Source organism: Aerococcus sanguinicola (assembly GCF_001543145.1).
GTDB lineage: Bacteria > Bacillota > Bacilli > Lactobacillales > Aerococcaceae > Aerococcus > Aerococcus sanguinicola.
This window is the reverse complement of the sequence record NZ_CP014160.1, coordinates 1918981-1940000: the sequence shown is the minus strand read 5'-3', so window position 1 is coordinate 1940000 and position 21020 is coordinate 1918981. Positions and strand designations below refer to the sequence as shown.

23 protein-coding genes are annotated in these 21020 nt (G+C 49.4%); 18 read left to right on the top strand and 5 right to left on the bottom strand.

Features of this window, described 5'->3' with window-relative positions; all coding sequences use genetic code 11:
* Nucleotides 1–57 precede the first annotated feature (57 nt).
* From rnz to AWM72_RS08675, 3 genes are read left to right on the top strand one after another with little or no spacing between them, the layout of a single operon-like run.
* A complete protein-coding gene (gene rnz / locus AWM72_RS08685; protein WP_067976292.1) occupies nt 58–984 on the top strand; it encodes a ribonuclease Z in 927 nt (308 codons plus the stop codon).
* A 15-nt stretch (nt 985–999) separates the two neighbouring features.
* Nucleotides 1000–3327: a single-stranded-DNA-specific exonuclease RecJ gene (recJ, locus tag AWM72_RS08680; RefSeq protein ID WP_067976290.1), complete on the top strand. Its 2328-nt coding sequence runs from the start codon at nt 1000–1002 to the stop codon at nt 3325–3327.
* A 10-nt stretch (nt 3328–3337) separates the two neighbouring features.
* Complete coding sequence (locus tag AWM72_RS08675) at nt 3338–3850, top strand: adenine phosphoribosyltransferase (RefSeq protein WP_067976288.1); 513 nt, start codon at nt 3338–3340, stop codon at nt 3848–3850.
* A gap of 444 nt (nt 3851–4294) precedes the next feature.
* Here AWM72_RS08675 and lexA read toward each other — a convergent pair whose 3' ends face one another.
* Together lexA and AWM72_RS08665 are read right to left on the bottom strand one after the other, a co-directional pair.
* Nucleotides 4295–4906 carry a transcriptional repressor LexA gene (gene lexA, locus AWM72_RS08670; RefSeq protein ID WP_067976286.1) on the bottom strand — a complete coding sequence of 204 codons (612 nt, stop codon included), beginning with the start codon at nt 4904–4906 and terminating at the stop codon, nt 4295–4297.
* Between the two features lie 74 nt (nt 4907–4980).
* Complete coding sequence (locus AWM72_RS08665; protein ID WP_067976284.1) at nt 4981–6654, bottom strand: Rqc2 family fibronectin-binding protein; 1674 nt, start codon at nt 6652–6654, stop codon at nt 4981–4983.
* 411 nt (nt 6655–7065) lie between these two features.
* Between AWM72_RS08665 and trpX the strand changes: the two genes are divergently transcribed.
* The 3 genes from trpX to AWM72_RS08650 are packed head-to-tail and all read left to right on the top strand — an operon-like array spanning nt 7066 to nt 9786.
* Entirely contained in the window at nt 7066–8121 is a 1056-nt protein-coding gene (gene trpX, locus AWM72_RS08660; RefSeq protein WP_067976282.1) for a tryptophan ABC transporter substrate-binding protein, read from the top strand.
* Between the two features lie 2 nt (nt 8122–8123).
* Nucleotides 8124–9011: an ABC transporter permease gene (locus tag AWM72_RS08655; RefSeq protein WP_067976280.1), complete on the top strand. Its 888-nt coding sequence runs from the start codon at nt 8124–8126 to the stop codon at nt 9009–9011.
* Nucleotides 9012–9015: 4 nt separating this feature from the next.
* Nucleotides 9016–9786 carry an ABC transporter ATP-binding protein gene (locus AWM72_RS08650; protein WP_067976278.1) on the top strand — a complete coding sequence of 257 codons (771 nt, stop codon included), beginning with the start codon at nt 9016–9018 and terminating at the stop codon, nt 9784–9786.
* A 336-nt stretch (nt 9787–10122) separates the two neighbouring features.
* Here the strand turns inward: AWM72_RS08650 and nrdH are convergent, their stop codons facing one another.
* A complete protein-coding gene (gene nrdH / locus AWM72_RS08645; protein WP_067976276.1) occupies nt 10123–10344 on the bottom strand; it encodes a glutaredoxin-like protein NrdH in 222 nt (73 codons plus the stop codon).
* A gap of 110 nt (nt 10345–10454) precedes the next feature.
* Between nrdH and AWM72_RS08640 the strand changes: the two genes are divergently transcribed.
* Genes AWM72_RS08640 through AWM72_RS08630 form a run of 3 tightly spaced genes read left to right on the top strand, consistent with a single transcriptional unit; the run spans nt 10455 to nt 12288 of the window.
* Nucleotides 10455–11321: an NAD(P)H-hydrate dehydratase gene (locus AWM72_RS08640; protein WP_067976273.1), complete on the top strand. Its 867-nt coding sequence runs from the start codon at nt 10455–10457 to the stop codon at nt 11319–11321.
* Nucleotides 11322–11810 carry a Cys-tRNA(Pro) deacylase gene (gene ybaK / locus AWM72_RS08635; protein ID WP_067976271.1) on the top strand — a complete coding sequence of 163 codons (489 nt, stop codon included), beginning with the start codon at nt 11322–11324 and terminating at the stop codon, nt 11808–11810.
* 13 nt (nt 11811–11823) lie between these two features.
* Entirely contained in the window at nt 11824–12288 is a 465-nt protein-coding gene (locus AWM72_RS08630; protein WP_070485883.1) for an NUDIX hydrolase, read from the top strand.
* On the opposite strand, the gene AWM72_RS08625 is transcribed toward AWM72_RS08630, so the two are convergent.
* On the bottom strand, nt 12285–12848 hold the full coding sequence (locus tag AWM72_RS08625) for a 5-formyltetrahydrofolate cyclo-ligase (RefSeq protein ID WP_067976269.1): 564 nt from the start codon (nt 12846–12848) through the stop codon (nt 12285–12287). The two genes, AWM72_RS08630 and AWM72_RS08625, sit on opposite strands and share 4 nt — an antisense overlap.
* A 35-nt stretch (nt 12849–12883) precedes the next feature.
* Here AWM72_RS08625 and AWM72_RS08620 point away from each other — a divergent pair, with 35 nt between their 5' ends.
* Nucleotides 12884–13168: a DUF503 domain-containing protein gene (locus tag AWM72_RS08620; protein WP_067976267.1), complete on the top strand. Its 285-nt coding sequence runs from the start codon at nt 12884–12886 to the stop codon at nt 13166–13168.
* A gap of 71 nt (nt 13169–13239) precedes the next feature.
* Nucleotides 13240–13728, top strand: a complete 489-nt coding sequence (locus AWM72_RS08615; RefSeq protein ID WP_067976265.1) for a ComE operon protein 2 — start codon at nt 13240–13242, stop codon at nt 13726–13728.
* Between the two features lie 66 nt (nt 13729–13794).
* Here AWM72_RS08615 and nth read toward each other — a convergent pair whose 3' ends face one another.
* Nucleotides 13795–14424, bottom strand: coding sequence for an endonuclease III (gene nth / locus AWM72_RS08610; protein WP_067976263.1), 630 nt, complete (start codon nt 14422–14424; stop codon nt 13795–13797).
* Nucleotides 14425–14648: 224 nt separating this feature from the next.
* Between nth and AWM72_RS08605 the strand changes: the two genes are divergently transcribed.
* The 7 genes from AWM72_RS08605 (at nt 14649) to nrdE (ending at nt 20999) form a co-directional block, all read left to right on the top strand.
* Nucleotides 14649–15659 (top strand): LLM class flavin-dependent oxidoreductase, encoded by a 1011-nt coding sequence (locus AWM72_RS08605; protein ID WP_067976261.1) that lies wholly within the window; start codon nt 14649–14651, stop codon nt 15657–15659.
* Between the two features lie 73 nt (nt 15660–15732).
* Nucleotides 15733–16065, top strand: coding sequence for a glycine cleavage system H family protein (locus AWM72_RS08600; protein WP_067976260.1), 333 nt, complete (start codon nt 15733–15735; stop codon nt 16063–16065).
* 197 nt (nt 16066–16262) lie between these two features.
* A complete protein-coding gene (locus tag AWM72_RS08595; RefSeq protein WP_067976258.1) occupies nt 16263–17036 on the top strand; it encodes a protein-ADP-ribose hydrolase in 774 nt (257 codons plus the stop codon).
* On the top strand, nt 17029–17895 hold the full coding sequence (locus tag AWM72_RS08590) for an SIR2 family NAD-dependent protein deacylase (protein ID WP_067976256.1): 867 nt from the start codon (nt 17029–17031) through the stop codon (nt 17893–17895). The genes AWM72_RS08595 and AWM72_RS08590 overlap by 8 nt, the downstream gene beginning before the upstream one ends.
* Nucleotides 17896–17972: 77 nt before the next feature.
* The gene (locus AWM72_RS08585; protein ID WP_067976255.1) at nt 17973–18272 is read left to right on the top strand and encodes an ArsR/SmtB family transcription factor; all 300 of its coding nucleotides are present in this window, start codon (nt 17973–17975) and stop codon (nt 18270–18272) included.
* Nucleotides 18273–18463: 191 nt separating this feature from the next.
* Nucleotides 18464–18856 carry a class Ib ribonucleoside-diphosphate reductase assembly flavoprotein NrdI gene (gene nrdI, locus AWM72_RS08580; RefSeq protein WP_067976252.1) on the top strand — a complete coding sequence of 131 codons (393 nt, stop codon included), beginning with the start codon at nt 18464–18466 and terminating at the stop codon, nt 18854–18856.
* Nucleotides 18822–20999 carry a class 1b ribonucleoside-diphosphate reductase subunit alpha gene (gene nrdE / locus AWM72_RS08575; RefSeq protein ID WP_067976250.1) on the top strand — a complete coding sequence of 726 codons (2178 nt, stop codon included), beginning with the start codon at nt 18822–18824 and terminating at the stop codon, nt 20997–20999. The genes nrdI and nrdE overlap by 35 nt, the downstream gene beginning before the upstream one ends.
* Nucleotides 21000–21020: the final 21 nt, after the last annotated feature.

The following is a 21020-nucleotide window of genomic DNA, read 5'->3' as shown; positions in this document are numbered from 1 at the left end:
CCCCTCTTTTATCCTCATCCTGGGCTGTGCCAAGAGGCATTTAGAAAGGTTTTTGAATTGGAATTACATTTTTTAGGAACAGGAGCTGGTGTGCCGAGTCGTCAACGCAATGTGTCCGCTCTAATGCTTAAGCTATTGGATGAAATTAATGAGATGTGGCTTTTTGACTGCGGGGAGGCTACCCAGCAGCAGATCCTCCAGACCACCCTTAAGCCAGGCAAGGTCAGTCGGGTCTTTATTACCCATCTCCATGGCGACCATCTTTATGGATTGCCGGGCTTTTTAAGTTCTCGGTCCTTCCAAGGTGGGGCAGAGCGTCCCTTGACAGTCTACGGTCCTAAGGGTTTGAAGCAGTATGTCTGGACCGCGCTAAAAGTGTCCCAGTCTAAGTTGAACTATCCCTTAAAGATTGTGGAATTGGAAGGGGAGGGCCTCGCTTTTGAGGATTCTTCCTTCAAGGTGAGCTATGGACCTCTTGACCACGCTGTTGAATGTTTTGGCTACCGGGTGGAACAAGCCGACCAAGAGGGGGAACTCTTGGTTGATAAGGCCCGGGCTGCCGGGGTTCCGAATGGGCCCCTCTTAGGTAAGCTCAAACAGCGGCAAAAGGTGACCTTGGAAGATGGACGCGTGCTCGATGGTAATGACTTTGTCGGCGACAAGCAGGCGGGGAAGACCGTCACCATTTTTGGCGATACCAGGCCTTGTGACCAGGCCCTGAGTTTGGCTAAGGATGCGGACGTCTTGGTGCATGAGGCTACCTATGAAGCGGGCGAAGAGAAGATGGCCCACCGTCATTTCCATTCGACGGCCGCCCAAGCGGCCAAGCTTGCCAAAGAAGCAGGCGTTAAGCAGCTCTACCTGGCCCATATTTCCTCGCGCTATGTCACGGCGCCCCAGATCAAGCAATTGGTCCAAGGTGCCCAAAAAATCCACCCTCAAAGCTTGGTGGTTAAAGATTTTGACCAGTTTCAGATCAAGTAGAAAGTAGGGAGATACTTGCTTAAAGCAAACTATGATTGGAAAGTAAGATCTGACCAGTTAACAGACCAAGACCAGGAGACTATCGCCCAGTTAAAGGAAGCGGTGGAGCTTCCTGAATTGATGGTGAACTTGCTCTACCAGCGGGGCTTCCAAGATGAAGCCGCTATTCATGACTTCTTGGACGAAGAGCCTGTCATCCACGACCCCTTCCTCTTATCCGACATGGACCGGGCAGTGGCCCGACTGATGGCTGCCATTGAAGCAGGCGAGGCCATCTTAGTCTACGGGGACTATGATGCCGATGGGATTACTGCGGCCACCATCCTCGTTGAGAGTCTGGAGAACATGGGAGCTAATGTCCATAGCTACCTACCAGACCGCTTCGTGGATGGCTATGGCCCAAATACCGAGGTTTATGACTACTATATCAAGCAAGGGATCCAAGTTATCCTCACCTGTGACAATGGGGTCAAGGGGCATGAAGCGATTGCCCATGCTCAAGCCCAGGGGGTGGATGTGATTGTTACTGACCACCATGAAATCGGTGCTAGCTTACCCGAAGCCTATGCCATTGTCCATCCCCGCCATCCCGACCAGGCCTATCCTTTCGATGACCTGAGTGGGGCCGGGGTGGCCTTGAAGTTGGTCCAAGCCCTAACTGGAGACTTACCCGTCGACCTCTTAGACCTCTGCGCAATCGGAACAGTAGCGGACTTAGTCAGCCTCACTGATGAAAACCGGTCCTTGGTCAAGTTGGGCATCCAAGAGCTCAAGCAGACCCAACGTCTGGCCTTCATCCGGCTCTTTGAGAAGCTGGAAATTAACCCGTCGACGATTGATGAGGAGACCATCGGCTTTAAGATTGCCCCTCGGCTCAATGCTTTGGGCCGGCTTTCCGATGCCAACCTAGGCCTTAAACTCTTGATGAGTTTCGACCCGGATGAAGTGGACCAACTCCTCCAAGAGATGGAAGCCATCAATGTCGAACGGCGCGGCCTAGTCGACCAAATCGAAAAAGAAGCCCGGTCACAAATCGACCAACGCGATGATTTGGACGATATCTTAATCTGCTGGCAGGAGGACTGGCATGAGGGCGTCTTAGGCATTGTCGCCAGCCGCTTGGTTGAGCGCTACCAACGCCCTTGCCTTGTCCTTAGCCATAAGACTGACCAGGATGTCTACAAGGGATCTGGCCGGTCGATTGAGGGCGTCAACCTCTTTGACCTACTGAGCCAAGTTGAAGACCTCATGCAAGCCTTTGGAGGCCATGCCATGGCAGCAGGTTTGACGATTGCAGGTGAAAACTTTGCAAGCTGGCAGTCCCAGCTCCAAGCACTCGGCCAGACTATCCATGAGACGGTCCAAAAACCCGCGCCCTTGGTCCTAGATGGCCGCATCCAGCCGGAAAGTATTAGCTTAACCAGCCTCGACGCCTTAGAACGCCTGAAACCTTTTGGGACGGATAATCCGAAACCTAGCTTCTTACTCGAAGCCGGTCCCTTGAACCGGATCCAGCAGATTGGCCGCGACAAGCAGACTTTGAAATTAGCTTTGGAAAAGGCGCCTGACCTGGCCCTGATTGGTTTTTGCATGGGAGACTTGGCCCGTCAGCTCGCTCCTGGCAATCATTTAGAGGCTGCTGTTGAATTGAATATCAATGAGTGGCAGGGCAAGCGCTCGCCCCAGGCCCTTTTGATTGACTTGAGGGTGGATGAGGCCAGTGTTATTGACCTCCGCCAGGCCCGGGCTCGCGAAGAGGTCTTTGCGGTTGAAGAAGCCTTCTATCTCTTCCAGGACCCCAAATACTTGGCAGCCTACCGCGACCAAATTCCTGGCTCGAGTCGGGCCATATTGGTCGATGAATTGGACCAGGATCAAGGGCTAAGCTACCAGCAGGCTGTTCTCTTTGACTGCCCCTTGGACCTAGAAGGCGTGCGTCGCTTTGTTCAAGGCCAGGGGATTAAGAACCTTTATCTCTTTGCCTATTCGCCCAAGCAGGTCTACTTGAATGGCTTGCCCCAGCGCGAGGATTTTGAACGCTACTACCGTTATCTCTTGGGCCACCCCCAACTCCCGCTCAAAGGACAGACAGCTGTCCTAGCTTCTTATCTCAAACTCGCTGAAGGACAGCTCATCCTGATGACGGATATTCTTGAGGAAGCCGGCCTAGTCGCTTGGAAGGGGGAGACCCTCCACATTTTGCCGGTCCAGGGCAAGGTTGATTTGAAGGCCTACCTGATCAAGTATGAGCAATTATTAAACAGTGAACAAGTTTTGCTTTATAATGATATTGGATCAATCACGAGCTACTTTTTTGCGCCAGAGCCAGCCAGTGCACCATAAGGAGGAAATTATGAATTTTGAAGACTATATTGCTAGTATTGAGAACTATCCTGAAGAAGGGGTGACTTTCCGCGACATTACCCCTCTGATGGCTGATGGGGAAGCCTTCCATGCTGCCATTGACCAGATTGTCCAGTTCGCTAAGGATAAGCAGGTCGATATGATTGTTGGACCAGAAGCGCGGGGCTTTATTGTGGGATGTCCCGTGGCCTATCAACTAGGGATCGGCTTTGCGCCCGCTCGTAAGAAGGGCAAGCTCCCTCGCGATATCATTAGCGTAGACTATGGTTTAGAATACGGAGAAAATACCCTCCAGCTCCATAAAGATGCCGTTAAACCCGGCCAGCGCGTCCTTATCGTCGATGACCTCCTAGCAACCGGAGGCACCATCCAAGCCACCACCCAATTAGTGGAAAAACTCGGAGGCCAAGTCGTCGGCGCAGCCTTCATCATCGAACTAGAAGCCCTCAATGGCAGAGAAAAAATCCCTAACCTGGACATCTTTAAAATACTGACTTATTAGGAAAGGGTGTGAGGGCTGGCGTTTAGCTTTCCTTCACTGGAGCAAGTCACCAGAGCAGTCTGAAAGACTGCTGCGGGGACTTGTGAAGTGACAGGAAAGCTGCCGGCCCGAGCCCAACTAGGGTGTGAGCAAAGGCGGTTAGAAAGGGATGACTGGAGGCAAAGAGGATAAGAGCGGCTTTAGCCGATCGTTTCCCTTTGCTGAAGTCACTCCTTTTCTGCCTTTGCGAACCCGACTAGGAAAGGGTGTGAGACTTGGCGGTTAGACTCGGATGATTGGAGCAAGTCAGAATAAGAGCGAAGCATTCGTTCGTTTCTGACTTGTGAAATCACTCCGAGCCTGCCAAGTCGAACCCAACTACAGCCTCCAAGCAATTTCCCATAGAAAACTAAAAAAGGAAACTGGCAAAAATCCAGTTTCCTTTTTCTATAAAAACTTTTCACTTTAGAAGGTATGCTCTCTAAAAAGGGAAATAACCTTTCCTAAGATTGTACAATTGTCCAAAATAATCGGGGCCATTTCATGGTTTTCGGGTTGCAGGCGGATATGACCGTCTTCTTTAAAGAAACGTTTGCAAGTAGCCTCATCGGCATCGGTCATCGCAATGACAATCTCGCCGTTCTCAGCGCTCTGCTGCTGGCGAACGAGAACATAGTCGCCATTGAGGATGCCAGCTTCAATCATTGAATCCCCGCGAATCTTCAGCATGAAGAGATCTTCATCACTCTCGGCGAGGTGGGGTGGCTTGGGAAAATAACCTTCGATGTCCTCATAAGCAGTAATGGGCTGGCCTGCTGTAACCGTCCCAAGCATGGGGATACCACGGGTGTTGATGCCCAGTTTATCTAGGCCTTTTTGGGTGATTTCTAGGGCCCGGGGCTTGGTCGAATCTTTGAAAAGATAGCCCCCTTCTTCTAGACGGTTTAAGTGGCCATGGACTGTGGACGTTGAGGCTAGGCCAACTGCATCGCATATTTCGCGGACAGTCGGGGGATAGCCCTTGTCGTCAACACAATCAAAGATATAGCGTAAGATTTGCAGTTGCCGTTCTCTCATCTCTGTGTCCTCCTCGAATGATTTGCCCTCATTATAGCATAGATCGATCACAGACACAAACAAACGTTCTCATTTTATTCTTTATTAGCGATCTGGGCCGGTTTGACAAAGACCGTTTTTTGGTTGAAATAGTTGACAAAGCCCGGCTTGGCCCCATTCGGTTTTTTGACATCCTTGACCCGGGTGTAGTCAACCGGCACATTGTTGGAGTGGCGGGACTTGGAATAGTGGGCAGCGATACTAGCGGCTTCGAGGATATCGTCGTCACTAGCCTGGTCTGTCTCTAAGATGACATGGCTGCCGGGCACGTCCTTGACGTGGAACCAGTAGTGGTTCTTGTTGGCCTGGCGCATGGTCAGTTGGTCATTTTGTTTGTTATTGCGGCCTACTTTAATGGTATAGCCGGAGGAACTGGTGAACTGTCGGGGCTTGAGCGGCTTGATCCGCTTATGGGTCTTCTTCTTACGGTCCTTGATATAGCCTTCTTCTTTGAGCTCTTCGCGGATCAGTTCCAATTCTTTAGGATTGGACCATTCAATTTGGGCTTGGATGGATTCCAAGTAGTTGATCTCTTCTTGGCTCTTGGCCAATTGTTCCTGGATATGTGACCGCGACTTGGTGAGTTTATTGTATTTTTGATAGTAGGCTTGGGCATTCTCGGCAGGCGAGAGCTCTGCTTTGAGAGGGATATGGACTAGGCGGTTATCGTCATAATAATTAGGCAGGTCCACACTAGCCTGGTTCCCCTGGAGCTGGTAGAGGTTGGAAGTGAGAAGCTCTCCTAAAAGCTGGTAGTGGTCAGCTTTCTGGCTCTTTTCCAGGTCCTTCCTGAGGTTCTTCTGCTTCTTTCTCTGGTGCTTGAGTTCCCGCTGGGTAACCTGGTCAATCTGTTGGCCGATTTCTTGGACTTGCTGGCGCTCGGTATGGCGGGCATAATAAACATCCAAGAGTTGACCGAGACTATCATAAGTTTCTTTATCCCCAGTCAGGCTGAGATAGGGGAAGGCCGTGAATTCTAACTTCTTGTCGGTCCCTGTCAGGCAGGGCTGGGGCTGGTCGAAGGCCTGGCAGAATTCTTGGATAATCTGCCCCAGGGCCTTATCTGGATTGGACTGGGCACGGAAGATAATTTCCTCCGCTGATTCCCAGCCCAGGCCCATGAGTTCTTGCTGGAGGACTTGCCGGGACAGGCTCTGTTGGCTGGTAGGCTGCCAATCGCTCCCAATTTTGAAAGGGTTAGCCTTGTTTTGATAGGGAGGGAGTTGGTAGCTAGCGCCGGGCAAAAGGGTCCGGTAGCGGTTCTGGTAAAGAGGGACCCGCTTGATCACATCCAGAATTTGCCCCTGGTGGTCGACTAAGATGATATTGGAATGGCGTCCCATCATCTCGACCACTAAAGTCAGCTTCTGTTGGTCGCCAATCTCATCCGTCCGTAAGAGGTCCAAACGAATCACCCGGTCGTTTTCGTATTGGTCAACGGCGAGCACTAGGGCGCCCTTGAGGTACTTGCGCAGGACCATACAAAAATTGGGTGGGGTATCGGGCATTGGGTAGTCCACCTGGCTCAATTGGGCCCGGGCAAAGTCCGGATGGGCAGACAGGAGGAGCTTATGATTTTGCCCCTGTTTGCGTATGGTAAGTAGAACTTCATAATCAGAAGGTTGTTGGATCTTGTTGATTTTACCTTGTGTCAGTGTTTCTTTGAGTTCGTGTGTCATGCTGTGTGTAAACATTCCATCAAATGACATTCAAACACCTTCTTTCCAATCACTAATTATAGCAAAAAAGCCTATAATATCAAAACTAAGGAGGACAGCAAGGGACTTTTATGATAAAGTCTTAATAAAGTTATTGCAAATTCAGACTTAATCTGCTATCCTAAAGCTAACAAATCAAAGGGAGGTTATCACATGTCAGTTTTAGATACAAAACTTAGAGCTTGGCAAATCCGCACGGCTTAGTTGTATTTATTACTGTTGAAGCAATAGATACAACTTCAGACAACTGAGGCTGTATCTGTGCGGTGTGATAACAAGACAATTTTGAGTACCCGCATAGACGCATAAAGAGTGACTTTATGTCTGTGCGGGTTTTTCTATGGACCTGCAGCTTCTGCTTTAGCTGGAGGTTTTTTATTTTTAATAAGGAGGAAAGAAGAAATGAAACGATTTACAGCTTTAGGCAGTTTCTTGATTGCTGCCTTGATGGTATTATTCCTAGCTATGCCAACGCTTATCGAGAAAAATAAGGCCGCCCAAGCGCCTAAAACCAATTCAGGCAACCAAGCCGTAACAGCCAAGGACTTGGACGAAGACTTGAAGGTGGGCCTGCTCCAACTCATGGACCATCCCGCCCTCGACCAGATCCGCCAGGGCTTCTATGACCAACTGGCTGAACGGGGCTATGTTGATGGGGAAAATATCCATATCGACTACCAAAATGGCCAGGGGGACCAAAATAACTTAAAGATGATTTCGGATAAGTTTATTGCCGATGACGCGGACTACCTGGTAGGGATTGCAACCCCGGCTGCCCAGGCCCTAGCCAATGCGGCAGAAGGCAATGTACCGGTTGTTATGGGGGCCGTTGCCAATCCCAAGTCCGCTGGTTTAGTGGAAAATTACGAGAAACCAGGGGCTAATATTACTGGGGTGTCCGATATTCCACCGGTTAAAGAACAATTTAGACTGATTAAAGAAATCCTCCCTGAGGCCAAGACCATCGGCATTATCTACAATTCTTCCGAAACCAACTCCCACGCCAATGTGGCCTTAGCTAAAGAAGTCGCTGCAGACATGGGTTACGAGGTCAAAGAAGCGACCATCAATTCCACTAACGATTTAGCCCAAGTGGCCGAACAGTTAGCCAATGATGTGGATGCTATCTGGGTGCCAAATGATAACTCGATTGCTTCGTCTATGCCGACTTTAATCGCTGCTACCGACAGCAAGGGCATTCCCGTCTTCCCGGTTGTGGATACCATGGTTAAGGATGGGGGCCTAGCAACGGTCGGCATCAACCAATACCAATTAGGGGTCGATACAGCCAATGTCACCGCTGACCTAATGGACGGCCAGAGTCCAGCCGACCATCCGATTGTCTTTACAGATAAGACCGATACCTATATCAACAAAGAAAAGGCCGACCAATTAGGGATTAAATTGCCTGATTCCGTCCTTGAAAAAGCAACAGATGTTAATGAAGGAGGGCACTAAGCATGGATATGATTATTTCTGCCTTATCACAAGGCGTGATCTGGGCCGTTATGGGTCTAGGCATCTATATTAGTTTCCGGATCCTGAACGCGCCTGATATGACGACAGAGGGTTCCTTTACCCTAGGGGCAGCCATTGGGGTTCAGATGATCCACTTTGGGTTCAACCCCATTCTTGCCTTATTGATTGGCTTTCTAGCCGGCATGGCAGCGGGGGCGATTACAGCCCTTCTCGTCACTAAGCTAGACATCAACCCCCTCCTGTCAGGGATTATTACCATGACCGGTCTTTATTCTATTAACCTGAAGATGATGGGCCAGGCTAATCTCAGCTTGAGCGGCCAAGAGACCTTCAAGACCATGCTGAGTGGGTTAGCCCTCCCTCGAAATGTGGATACCATCCTGATTGGGACTGTCGTTGTAGCGATCGTTATTGCCCTGATGGCTTACTTCTTCAAGACTGACCTGGGCCAGGCGCTGATTGCGACTGGGGACAATGTGCACATGGCCCGTGCCGTAGGAATCGATAGCAATGAAATGACCATGCTAGGCTACATGCTGGCCAATGGTTTGATTGCTGCTTCCGGCCTCTCGGTGGCGACCGACAACGGTTATGCGGATATCTCCATGGGGATTGGGACCGTGGTGATTGGCCTAGCCTCCATTATTATCGGCGAAGTCATCTTCAAAAATGTCAGCCTGACTACCCGTTTCATCACGATTGTGGCGGGCTCGATCATCTACCGCTTACTTTTAAGTCTAGTGCTCATGCTTAACTTTAATGCAGATGACTTTAAACTCTTCTCTGCGATTATTGTAGGCCTCTGCCTAGCCATTCCTAAACTCCGCAAGTCCTTTAACCGCAGCAGCCGTCAAAGTAGAAAGGGGTAGACCAATGACGCACTTATTAGAGCTTAAAAATGTAGATAAACGCTTCAATCCCCATACACCGGATGAATTCTATGCCTTGGATGATTTGAACCTCACCATTGAAGCCGGGGACTTCATCACGATCATTGGGGGCAACGGGGCAGGGAAGTCCACCCTCCTTAATGCTATCGCCGGGACCTTTGACCTGGATGCTGGGCAGATCCTTCTGGAAGGGGAGGACATCACGGACACTTCGGACATCGAGCGGGCGGCCTATATTTCCCGGGTCTTCCAAGATCCTAAGATGGGGACGGCACCGCGGATGACAGTGGAAGAGAACCTGGCCTTGGCTGAGAAGCGGGGACAGACCCGGGGCTTACAATTGGCCTTGGACCAAGACAAGCAAAGCAAGTATCAGGCACTCCTCAAACAATTAGGCCTAGGCTTGGATGAACGCTTGGAAGCGGAGATTGGCTTGCTCTCAGGAGGCCAACGCCAATCTGTCGCCCTGTTGATGGCAACTATCGTGAAGCCAAAGCTCCTCTTATTGGACGAACACACGGCTGCCTTGGACCCCAAGACTTCGCGGCGGATCCTAGAGATTACTGCCCAACAAGTCTCCCAGGAAAACTTGACAGCCCTGATGATCACCCACAACCTACAAGACGCCTTAACATATGGTAACCGGATGATCTTGATGGACCGCGGGCACATCATCCGCGACTTCAGCCAGGCGGAAAAAGAAGCCCTCAATCCAACCCAACTCTACAGTTTGATGGAAGAGATCAACCAGTAAAAGAATTTTCACATCATTCAAAAAGGAAATTCTATACTCAATCGTATTGGTGAGCATCCGTTCCACTTCTGAATTTGATCGTTAAAGAGCCGTGGCACCGGCTCGGGCCAAGGTCCCTCGCCTAGCGAGCTTCAAAGGGCTAGTAACGGCTGACGCCGACTATCCCTAATTCACATCGCTTGCTTAGTCACGGCTAACGATCAAATTCAGAGCTCCACTCCTGCTCAAAACTACTTAATATGGAAATTTTGTCTTAGTTAATTACTAGTCACCAATAGAAAAATAAAAATTTTTAAAAGCCCCCTGACCAATTGTCAGAGGGCTTTTATGATGGCTTTAGGCAAATTTTGCTAAGATATCTGGGCGGAAGCCGTAGAAGGGTTCTTGGCCATCCGCTACGATAACCGGTAGGGCTTGGAAGCCAAGGGCCTTGACTTCTTCAAGAGCGGCTTCGGATTCAGTGACATCGATCATTTCGAAGGCTACCCCATGTTCGTCTAAAAATTTCTTTGTAAATTTACATTGCATGCAATTAGGTTTAGAATATACTTTGACCATTTCCGTCATCCTTTCAATCCATCTTTTTCTTTTCGCCTAGATATAGTATCATAGAATCATAGGAGATACAAGATATAGCTTTTAGAAAAAATCAAGGAGGGTTGAAGCCAATGCAAGCCATAAAAATTACAGAAAACCGGGTGGTCGATTGGCTGCCCCAGCGATCCCGTCAGTCCTATAAGGGGTCTTATGGGCGCCTGCTCTTAATTGGAGGCAACGCCAATATGGGGGGCGCTATCCAGATGGCGGGTCAAGCGGCCCTAGCCGGGGGCGCAGGTCTAATCACGATAGCCACTGATCCGGTGAATGTGCCAGCTATCCATGCCAGTCTACCTGAATTAATGGTGGTCGACTGGTCGGACTTAAAACAAGTCCAAGCCGCTCTTGAAAGCAGCGAAGTTATCCTCGTCGGACCAGGTATGGGGCGGTCGCTCTACCGCTGGCGACGCATCAGCCAGCTTCTCTACCAAGAAGCCCGGACCAAGCCCCTGATTATTGACGGGGATGCCCTGACCATGCTGGCAGCAGATATCAAAGACCAGGTCGCTCGCTTAGAGGACTTTAACCACCTGATTCTAACCCCTCATCCTGGCGAATGGGCTCGGCTCTATGAAACTACTGAGCCCAAGTCCGATCCAGCCAGCGTCCAGGCTTGGTGCGACCGCTACCAGGTCTATCTGGTTAAGAAGAGCGAGGCAAGCCAAGTCTACCTGCCGGGCCAGACTGCCTATTACCAGAACACTTGCGGTAATCCTGGCATGGCGGTCGGCGGGTCGGGGGACACCCTGGCTGGCATGATGGCTGCCTTTATCGGCCAAAGTCAGGACGACTTGCCAGGGGCTATCTTGAGTGCCCTTTACTGCCACAGCGCCCTGGCTGACCAAATTTACCAAGACCATTATGTCGTCCGGCCCAGCGCCATTGCGGCGGGTTTATCAGCCTTTATGCGGGGTTTAAGCCGGAAGAAGGGAGTCTAAATGGGAAAGAAACACAAGAAAACCAATGCTATCCGCATGGTCGAACAAGCGGGGATAACTTATGAACAGCATGAATACGACTACGATGAAAACCACCTGTCGGGACGGGACGCTGCCAAGCATTCTGACCTGCCAGCTAAGCAGATGTATAAGACGATTGTCTGCCAGGCCAATCCCCGGGACCACTATGTCTTTGTCCTTCCGATTCTAGAAGAGTTGGATCTCAAGCACTGTGCCCGGATTGCTGGTGTCAAGAAATTGGAACTTTTACCTTTACAGGATCTGCTCAAAGTGACCGGTTATGTCCGCGGGGGCTGTTCGCCCGTTGGCATGAAACAGCTCTTTCCAACCTATATTGACCAATCCAGTCTAGCTTATGATATGATTTATGTCAGTGCCGGCAAGCGCGGCTTCCAGTTGGGCCTTGCGCCCAAGGACTTGGCCAGCTTAGTTCAGGCGGAATTCCATGCGCTTAGCCGCGATGAATAGAAAGAGGGAAACTATGTCAAACCATCATCTAACGCCCAGTGCGGGCATCCTTATCCTAACGCGCGAGTGCCAAGGACAAAGGGAAGTTCTCCTCCAGCACCGGGCCAATACAAAAATGCTGCCCCAACAATGGGACCTCATCAGTGGTCATGTTGAAGCAGCTGAAAGTGTCCGCCAAGCCATTGTGCGGGAAGCCAAAGAAGAAATCGGCATCGAACTAGATGTCGATGATCTCGACTTTGTCCTCCTCAGCCACAATCGCATTAACCGGGATACAACTTATTATAATATTTTCTTTACCAGCCAGCGCTTTCAAGGCCAGCCGCACATTTTGGAGCCGGAAAAGCATGACGCTTTAGACTGGTTCCCCCTAGACGACCTGCCTAGCCCCTTGGTCAAAGACCGCAAGCTCGCTTTAGAGGCTCTAAGGACAGGTCAGACCTATGTGGAAGTGGACTTCGACGCTTACGGAGACTAGCGGCCAGGGAAGTATTCAGCCTTTTCCGTAACGATATGGGGCACTAGGTGGTCGTGGGGGTCCATGGGGATGTCGTCCACCATTAATTCCTCGAAATAGGGGAGACTGATCCTGCCTTGGTATTGGGCCAAGAAGCGATCATAGAAGCCGCCCCCATAGCCCAGGCGTTCGCCTTTAGGATTGCAGGTCATGCAAGGCAGGGTCACCCAGTCAATGCTTTCAAGAGGAACAATCTCTGCTTCGGGACTAGGCTCTTCAATATTTAAAGAACTGAGGATCAATTCATCACCTTGGTCATAACGGCGCAGGCTCATCTGCCCCATACTTTCCACCCGGGGAACGACAATGGTTTTCCCATCCTGCCAGGCCTGCCGGATGAGCGCTTCGGTATCGAATTCCCGGGGCATGGTCAGAAAGGTGAAGATGCATTGGGCCTCTTGGTAGGCCTCGCTTTTAAGAAGGCGGTCCGTAATTTTTTGACTGGCCGATGCATAGTATTCGGGGCTCAGTTCTTGACGTTTGGCTTTGACGGCTTTACGCAGTTCTTTTTTGCTTAACATAAAATAACCTCCTGTTAATTCTAGAAAGGATCACAATGTACGTACTAGCTTTTGAATTGACCTGTCGCTTATCCGGCATCCAGTCACTCAAAGACAAGCGACGTTTGGTCAAGAGTATCATTCAACGCTGCCAGCGACGCTATGGGGTATCAGCTGCTGAAATTGCTCACTTAGACGACCATCTCTTCATGAGTCTGGGCTTTGCTTTAGTATCTAATACTTACAGTAAGAGCCGCAACCGCCTCCTCCAGTTAAAAGAAGAAGTCGAAATGACCTATCCTATTGAAATCGTCGCCTGTGACTGGTATGAAGGGGTCTAGAAAAATACTTCTGCTGATTCAGGCCTCATCGACTTTTGTCACACGTTCACAATAGAAAAGGAGAAAAAATCATGAGTAACCGCATCCCTTGGGACCAATACTTCCTGGCGCAGAGCCTAATGCTGTCTATGCGCTCAACCTGCCAACGTTTAATGGTGGGCGCCGTTATCGTTCGAGACAAGCGGATTATTTCGGGAGGCTATAACGGCTCCGTTTCCGGTGAGGTCCACTGCCTCGATGAAGGCTGTTATATGGAAGACGGCCACTGTGTGCGAACCATCCACGCTGAGATGAATGCCTTACTCCAGTGTGCCAAATTCGGGGCCCCGACAGCTGGGGCGGAAATCTACGTCTCCCACTTTCCCTGCCTCCAGTGCAGCAAGGCCATCATCCAGGCGGGTATATCGAAGATCTATTACTTGTATAACTACCACAACCATCCCTATGCCCTCCACCTCCTGGACCAAGCGGGGATCGCCTACCAGGAAGTCCAGCTCGAAGAGGGCTTCTTTAAGGAAGTGGGCCAGCAGCACCAAAAAAATCTTAAGCAGACAGACTAAAGGCTGTCTGTTTTTTTCTGCTTATACCTCAGTCTCTGAATGGAGCAGGACTAAACGCATTCATCGCTATTTTTCATCTAGGCATTGGTAGAGTTGGGGATAGTCCCGGCATTCAGGGTTTTTGGGATGGCAGATATTGCGGCCAAAGTAGATCAAAGCTTGGTGGGCCTGGGTCCACTCACTTGGGTCCAAGAGGCTGGTCACCCGGTCCTCAATCTCTCTAACACTGGCATCTTGGGCGACGATCCCATGGTGCTTGCAGACCCGGGTCACATGGGTATCCACCGCAAAGGCGGGGATATCAAAGGCAATACTTAAGACCACATTGGCAGTCTTCCGTCCGACTCCGGGCAGTTTCTCCAGGTCTTTACGGTTCTGCGGCACCTTCCCATCAAAATCTTCCACTAGCATCTTGGCGCAGGCGACCAGGTACTTGGACTTGTTGCGGTAGAGACCAATCCGGTTGATATAGTCCGCCACATCTTCTTCCTTAGCCTGGCTTAGGCTTTCTGGGTCAGGATAGGCCGCAAAGAGGGCAGGGGTGACCTTATTGACCTGAACATCTGTTGTCTGGGCGCTCAGGATCACGGCCACCAATAATTCAAAAGGATTTTGATAATCAAGGGCGGTTTCCACGTCAGGGTAGAGGGCAATAATCTCTCTAAGCACCTGACGGGCACATTGGTCAGTTAACATAGCACACCTCCTTTAAGCAACTGCTTTTATTTTATCATAGATTGAAAGAAAACGGTTACTATTCAATTTTTGTATTTTTAAAAGAACAATAAATGTATAAATACCAAGCTTTCTGATCCCAAAAAAGAATTTTTTTAGAAAAGACCCTTGGCAAAAATTGACATGTATTCGCTTTCGTCATAAATTAGAAGAAAGACATGTTGGTTAAAGAAAGGAGTTCCGAGATGACGGAATATAGTATCTTAGACTATGCAGTAATGGATGAAGGGGAGAGTGCGGTTGAGGCCTTAGCCCATACGGAAGAATTGGCCCAGCTGGCTGAAGACTTGGGCTATCAGCGCTTCTGGGTGGCTGAACACCATAATATCCCAGCCTTCGCTTCTTCAAGCCCGGAAGTGATTATGATGCGCCTGGCGGATCGGACCAAAAGCATCCATATTGGGTCAGGTGGCGTGATGCTTCCCCATTACAGTCCCTACAAAGTTGCGGAAAATTTCAAGGTCTTAGCGGCCTACCATCCAGGGCGGATTGATTTAGGTTTCGGTAACAATAAAAGCGTGCCCCAAATTGCCAAGGTGATGAATGAATATCAAGAAGGGGAGCTGTCTTACGAACAGGCCATCAAGGACCTCTATAAGTATATGACCGATGAGGACCAGCCCGACCACCGCTTCAATGATCTCAAGGCCAATCCGACCATCGGAGAAGATTTAGAGATGTGGATCCTCTCCTCAAGTGTAGCCAATGCCAAACTAGCGGGACGCTTGGGCCTTGCCTATTGCTTTGGGATCTTCCCCTTCGCCCGGGATAATGTCTTAGAAATTGCGGAAGAGGCAGTGGCGGCTTACCGGGAGAACTTCAAGCCCTCCAAGGCAACAGCCGAGCCCCGGGTGATGTATGCCGCCTTTGTCGCCGTGGCAGAAGACCCTGACCAGTCCAAAGACCTGGCTCAGGCTTTGGACTGGTGGCTCTTGGGTCAAGATAATTTCCGCTACTATGACCGTTTCCCCTCCATCGCGAGCAGCCAGTCCTTTGAAGCAACAGCAGACCAAATCCAGGCCATGGAGGAGAACCGCAAGCGCATGATTACGGGAGGAATCGACCAGGTAAGCGCTGAAATTGCCGATTGGAACCGCCGCTTAAACGCCGATGAGGCCCTTTTGATTCCCTTAGTGCCCGGCTTTGATAACCGGACTAAGAGCTTAGAACTCCTGGCTGACGCCTTGATCAAGTAAAGAGGCAAGGGGTCCCATTATTTGAGAAAATATGTTATGATGATAGAGTAAGTTTTAACTTGGAGGTATTAGAATGAAAAAACGTGCAAATTTCTTATTTATCGAAAAAGACGGCGCTAACTATGTCGTTTCTATGACCCCTGAACTACAAGATGATGTTGGCACTGTTGGCTTCGTTGAATTCACGAGCGAAGACCACTTAGAAAAAGATGACCCTATCGCCAATATCGAAGCTTCAAAAACCGTGATGGAAATCCAAAGCCCATTAGCTGGTAAGGTTGTAGAAAAGAACACGGCGGCTGAAGACCAAGCGGAACTCTTAAACTCAGCCAAGTCAGAAGAAAATTGGTTGGTTAAATTAACAGATGTTGATGAAGAAGCCTTTGCGGGATTAGAAAACGCCTAATTAGCTTATGATAAATGTCATTAAACCCTGGACTACGAGAAGAAATGCTGGCGGATTGCTTTTAGACAATCTTCTAGCTATTTCGGAAGTGGATGCCAGGGTTGACTTTTGGATTAGTTTTTGCAGATTAGCGATTTATGAGGTGGCGGGGCCTTTGCCTTGCCCCTTTACTGATTGAAGAAGAGGAGGGGACTTTTATGGAAGCTAGTTTGCCAGCTTTGATTAAGTATCTCCAGGCCGAACGTCCGGATTTTGATTTAGATCCTGCTTTATCGGCCTTTGACCAATACCGTAGCTTAGTCAATACCCGGCCAGCCCAACCCATTAGCTCAGACTACCTCGAAGCAGAAGGCCAGGTGCTCGATACCATTAACCAGGCCAAGCCGCACTATGATTGGACGGACATGGAAGAGACTTGGGGCCCCTTAGCTCTCTGGCAGGGGGACATTTGCCAGTTAGCAGTGGATGGAATTGTCAATGCCGCCAATTCCCAGCTCTTGGGTTGCTTCATTCCTGGTCACGCCTGCATCGATAATGTCATCCATAGCTATGCTGGAACTGCCTTGCGTTTAGAATGCCAAGACCTGATGGCTAAACAGGGGCGCTTAGAAGCTGCCGGCAAGGCCAAGCTAACGTCCGCCCACCACTTACCCAGTCGCTACATAATCCATACGGTAGGCCCTGTGATCCAGGATGGTCGGGTGACGCCTATCCGCCGCCAACTCCTGGCCCAGTGCTACCGGTCTTGCTTAGAAGTCGCTGAGCGGGAAGGCCTAGACTGTATCGCCTTCCCTTGCATTGCCACGGGACAGTTTGCCTTCCCAAGAGAAGCAGCTGCCCAGATTGCCATCCATACGGTGACTACTTACCTAGATGAGCACCCATCTCGACTCAAGGTCATCTTCAATGTTTTTAGCGATGAGGATGCCCAGATTTACCGTCAACTATTAGGGGAGGAAAATTATGAATAAAATTTGGAAAGCGCTCCAAAGCGCAGAAGAAAAGTCCGAATCAGAATTACTGGCTGAGCTCTTTAAGGAAGCCGAGGCTCTGGTGATCGGAATTGGTGCAGGGATGTCAGCAGCGGACGGTTTTACTTATGTAGGCCCCCGCTTCAAAGAGAACTTCCCCGACTTCATCGCCAAGTACGGGCTCTTTGACATGCTCCAAGCTTTTTTAAATGATTTTGAGTCCTTAGAAGAGTACTGGGCCTTCCAGAGCCGCTTTGTTAAACTTAACGGCTTGGACCAAGATGCTGGGGCTTCCTATCTTAAATTAAGAGATCTCCTAGCAGATAAAAACTACCATATCATTACCTCCAATGCGGATAATGCCTTTGAAGCAGCGGGCTTTGACATGGACAAGGTTTTCTACTACCAGGGCAAGTACGTCCTCTTCCAATGCTCCAAGCAGTGCCAGGACGTGACCTACCGCGACGATGATATGATCCGCGAGATGGTTGATCGCCAAGAGGATATGAAAGTGCCTAGCGAACTGATCCCTTACTGCCCCAATTGTGGGGCACCCCTGGAAATTAACAAGCGTGACACAGTCCGAGGCATGGTCGAGGACGCCCATTGGCATGAACAAGAAGCGGCTTATACGGACTTCTTAGCTGCCAATGAAGGGAAAAAGGTGCTATACTTGGAGATCGGTATCGGTCATACCACTCCCGAATTGATCCGCGAACCCTTCCAAGAAGAAACCCTGGATAATCCACAAGCCCTCTATGTGATGATGAACCAGAAACCCTACCATATCCCGTCCGAACTGGCTGACCAGAGCCTGCGTCTGACCGATGACTTGGCCCAAACTTTCGCCAATATGTAAGAAGAAGGGAAAAGGTATTGTATCAATCACTTTTATCGTATAAAATAAGAATGATTACGATTTAAGGAGGCGGTGCTATGGAAAAATCTGAATTAAGTCCTGAAGTGAAGCAGCAGGTGACCAAGTTTTTTAAGGTGATTGGGGACCAAACACGCTTCTCTATCCTTTACCTACTTAAGGGACGGGAATTGAACGTGACGGAAATTGCGCAAGCGCTCGATATGGAGCAATCAGCCATTTCCCACCAATTACAGGTCCTCAGAGAAAGCAAGCTGTTAAAATCCAGACGGGACAAGCGGTCAGTTTATTACAGCCAGGCCGACGACCACGTCTATGAAATCATCAGTCAGGCCATTGAACATATGTGTGAAGAATAAAGGATAAGGGGCAAGAGATACAAGATCTGTGTTTTTTCTTTTGGCCCTTATTTTTTATTTTGGGGCCAAAGCCCCTTGCCATACTATATCTTGTGTGAGAATAAAATTAGAATTCAATATGTTGGATCAATTACTTGAATTACGGTTAGGTCGTGACGTATGATAGGGCTATTGAAAAAAGGAGGGATTTGATGTTAATCGTCTACATGTCTCTGGTAGGCAATACACGCCGCTTTGTCGAAAAGCTCGGCTTGCCATCTCTAGAAATCACGGACCACAATGCTTTTACCACAGTGGACCAACCCTATCTCATGATTGTTCCCACTTACGAAATCGAAGTGACTGATATCATGAATGATTTCATCGAAACAGGGGACAACCTGTCCTATTGCCAGGGCGTCATTGGGGGAGGTAATCTGAATTTTAATGACCTCTTCTGCTTTACCGCAAAAGATCTGGCTATGGACTATGACCTGCCCCTCTTACACACCTTTGAATTTATGGGCAATTCCCACGATGTAGAAAAAGTAAAGGAGTTGGCGAAAGAAATTGAAGAATCCACAAGTATCCAACGAACCAAATGAAATTACCTATTATAAGTTAAACAACGAATTAAATATCCCAATCGATAACAAGATCCCGCTCGAAAAAGACAAAGAAGCTGTCCGGGCTTTTTTCTTGGAGCATGTCAACCCTAATACGGTTTTCTTCTATACCTTCGAAGAGAAGATCCGTTACTTGATTGACCATGACTACCTGGATGAAAGCTTCATCAACAAGTATGACCGGGACTTTATCTACCAATTGATGCAGGACGCTTATGACCGCAAGTTCCGCTTCCAATCCTTCATGGGGGCTTACAAGTTCTACACTCAATATGCCATGAAGACCGATGATGGGGAACGCTATTTGGAACGCTATGAGGACCGGGTCGTTTATAATGCCCTCTACCTAGCCGACGGGGATGAAGACCTGGCGCGTAAGCTCTGTGATGAAATCCTCTCCCAGCGCTTCCAGCCTGCGACCCCAACCTTCCTCAATGCCGGACGTAAGCGCCGGGGAGAAATGGTCTCTTGCTTCCTGATCCAATTAACCGATGACATGAATTCGATCGGTCGGGGCATCAATTCCGCCTTGCAACTCTCCAAGCGCGGGGGTGGGGTAGGGATCAACCTCAGCAACCTCCGTGAAGAAGGGGCTCCCATCAAGAAGATCGAAAATGCCGCTTCAGGGGTCGTTCCCGTTATGAAATTATTCGAAGACTGCTTCAGCTATGCTAACCAATTAGGGCAAAGAAACGGAGCCGGGGTAGTTTACCTGAATGTCTTCCATCCTGATATTGTCCGCTTCCTCTCCACCAAGAAGGAGAATGCGGATGAAAAAATTCGGGTGAAGACTTTATCCCTAGGCATTACGGTTCCAGACAAATTTTATGAACTCGTAGCAGCTGATGATGACATGTACCTCTTCAGTCCCTACGATGTGGAACGGATTTATGGCAAGCCTTTCTCTTATGTCAATATTACTGAGGAATATGACAGACTTGTTCACCACCCAGAGGTCCGCAAGTACCGGATCCGGGCCCGGGAATTAGAGAATGAAATTTCCAAACTCCAACAAGAATCTGGCTACCCTTACATTGTTAATATCGATACGGCCAATGAAGCCAATCCTATTGATGGAACGATCGTGATGTCCAACCTCTGCTCAGAAATTTTACAGATCCAAGAACCTTCGAAGATTAATGATGAGCAGCTCTATGACCACTTAGGCACCGATATTTCCTGTAACTTAGGGTCAACCAATATGGTGAACATGGTCGAGTCGGATGACTTTGCTCGATCTGTAGAAACAGCCGTTCGAGGGCTGACCTTTGTGACCGACAGCACGGATATTGAGGCCGTCCCATCCATCCAAAACGGCAACCAGATGTACCACACGATTGGTCTAGGGGCGATGGGCCTCCATACTCTTTTTGCCATCAACCACATATACTACGGGTCAGATGAATCGCTCGAATTAACGGAGGCTTATTTCTACGCCCTCAATTACTGGTCCCTTAAGGCCAGCCATAAGATTGCAGTTGAGCGCGGCCAACGCTTCGCCAACTTCGAAAACTCTGCTTATGCGGATGGGTCTTACTTCGAGCCATATATCGAAGAAGACTTCCGTTATGAATCCGATAAAGTGGCTCAAATTATGGCTAAGGTGCCGCTCCCAAGCAAGGAAGACTGGCAAGCCTTGCGCGATGACGTGATGCGGGATGGGCTCTACCACGCTTATCGTCTAGCGGTTGCGCCAACGGGATCCATTTCCTATGTCAATGAAACCAGCGCTAGCTTGCAGCCGATTATCCGATTAATTGAAGAGCGGCAAGAGAAGAAGACCGGGAAGACCTATTACCCAGCGCCCCAGCTCTCCAATGATAATATCCAATATTATGAGTCCGCCTATGACCTGGATATGCGGAAGGTAATCGACGTTTATGCCGCTGCCCAACAGCATGTGGACCAAGGCATGTCCATGACCCTCTTTATGCGCTCAGACATTCCTTCCGGCCTCTATCCTTGGAAAGATCCAGATGACCACAAGCTGACCACGCGGGACTTAAATATCTTGCGCAATTATGCTTGGAACCAGGGCATCAAGTCCATCTACTATATCCGGACCTTTACCGACGATGGCGATGAAATCGGCAGCAATTACTGTGAATCCTGCTCTATTTAAGAACAGTTAAGGAGGTCAAAA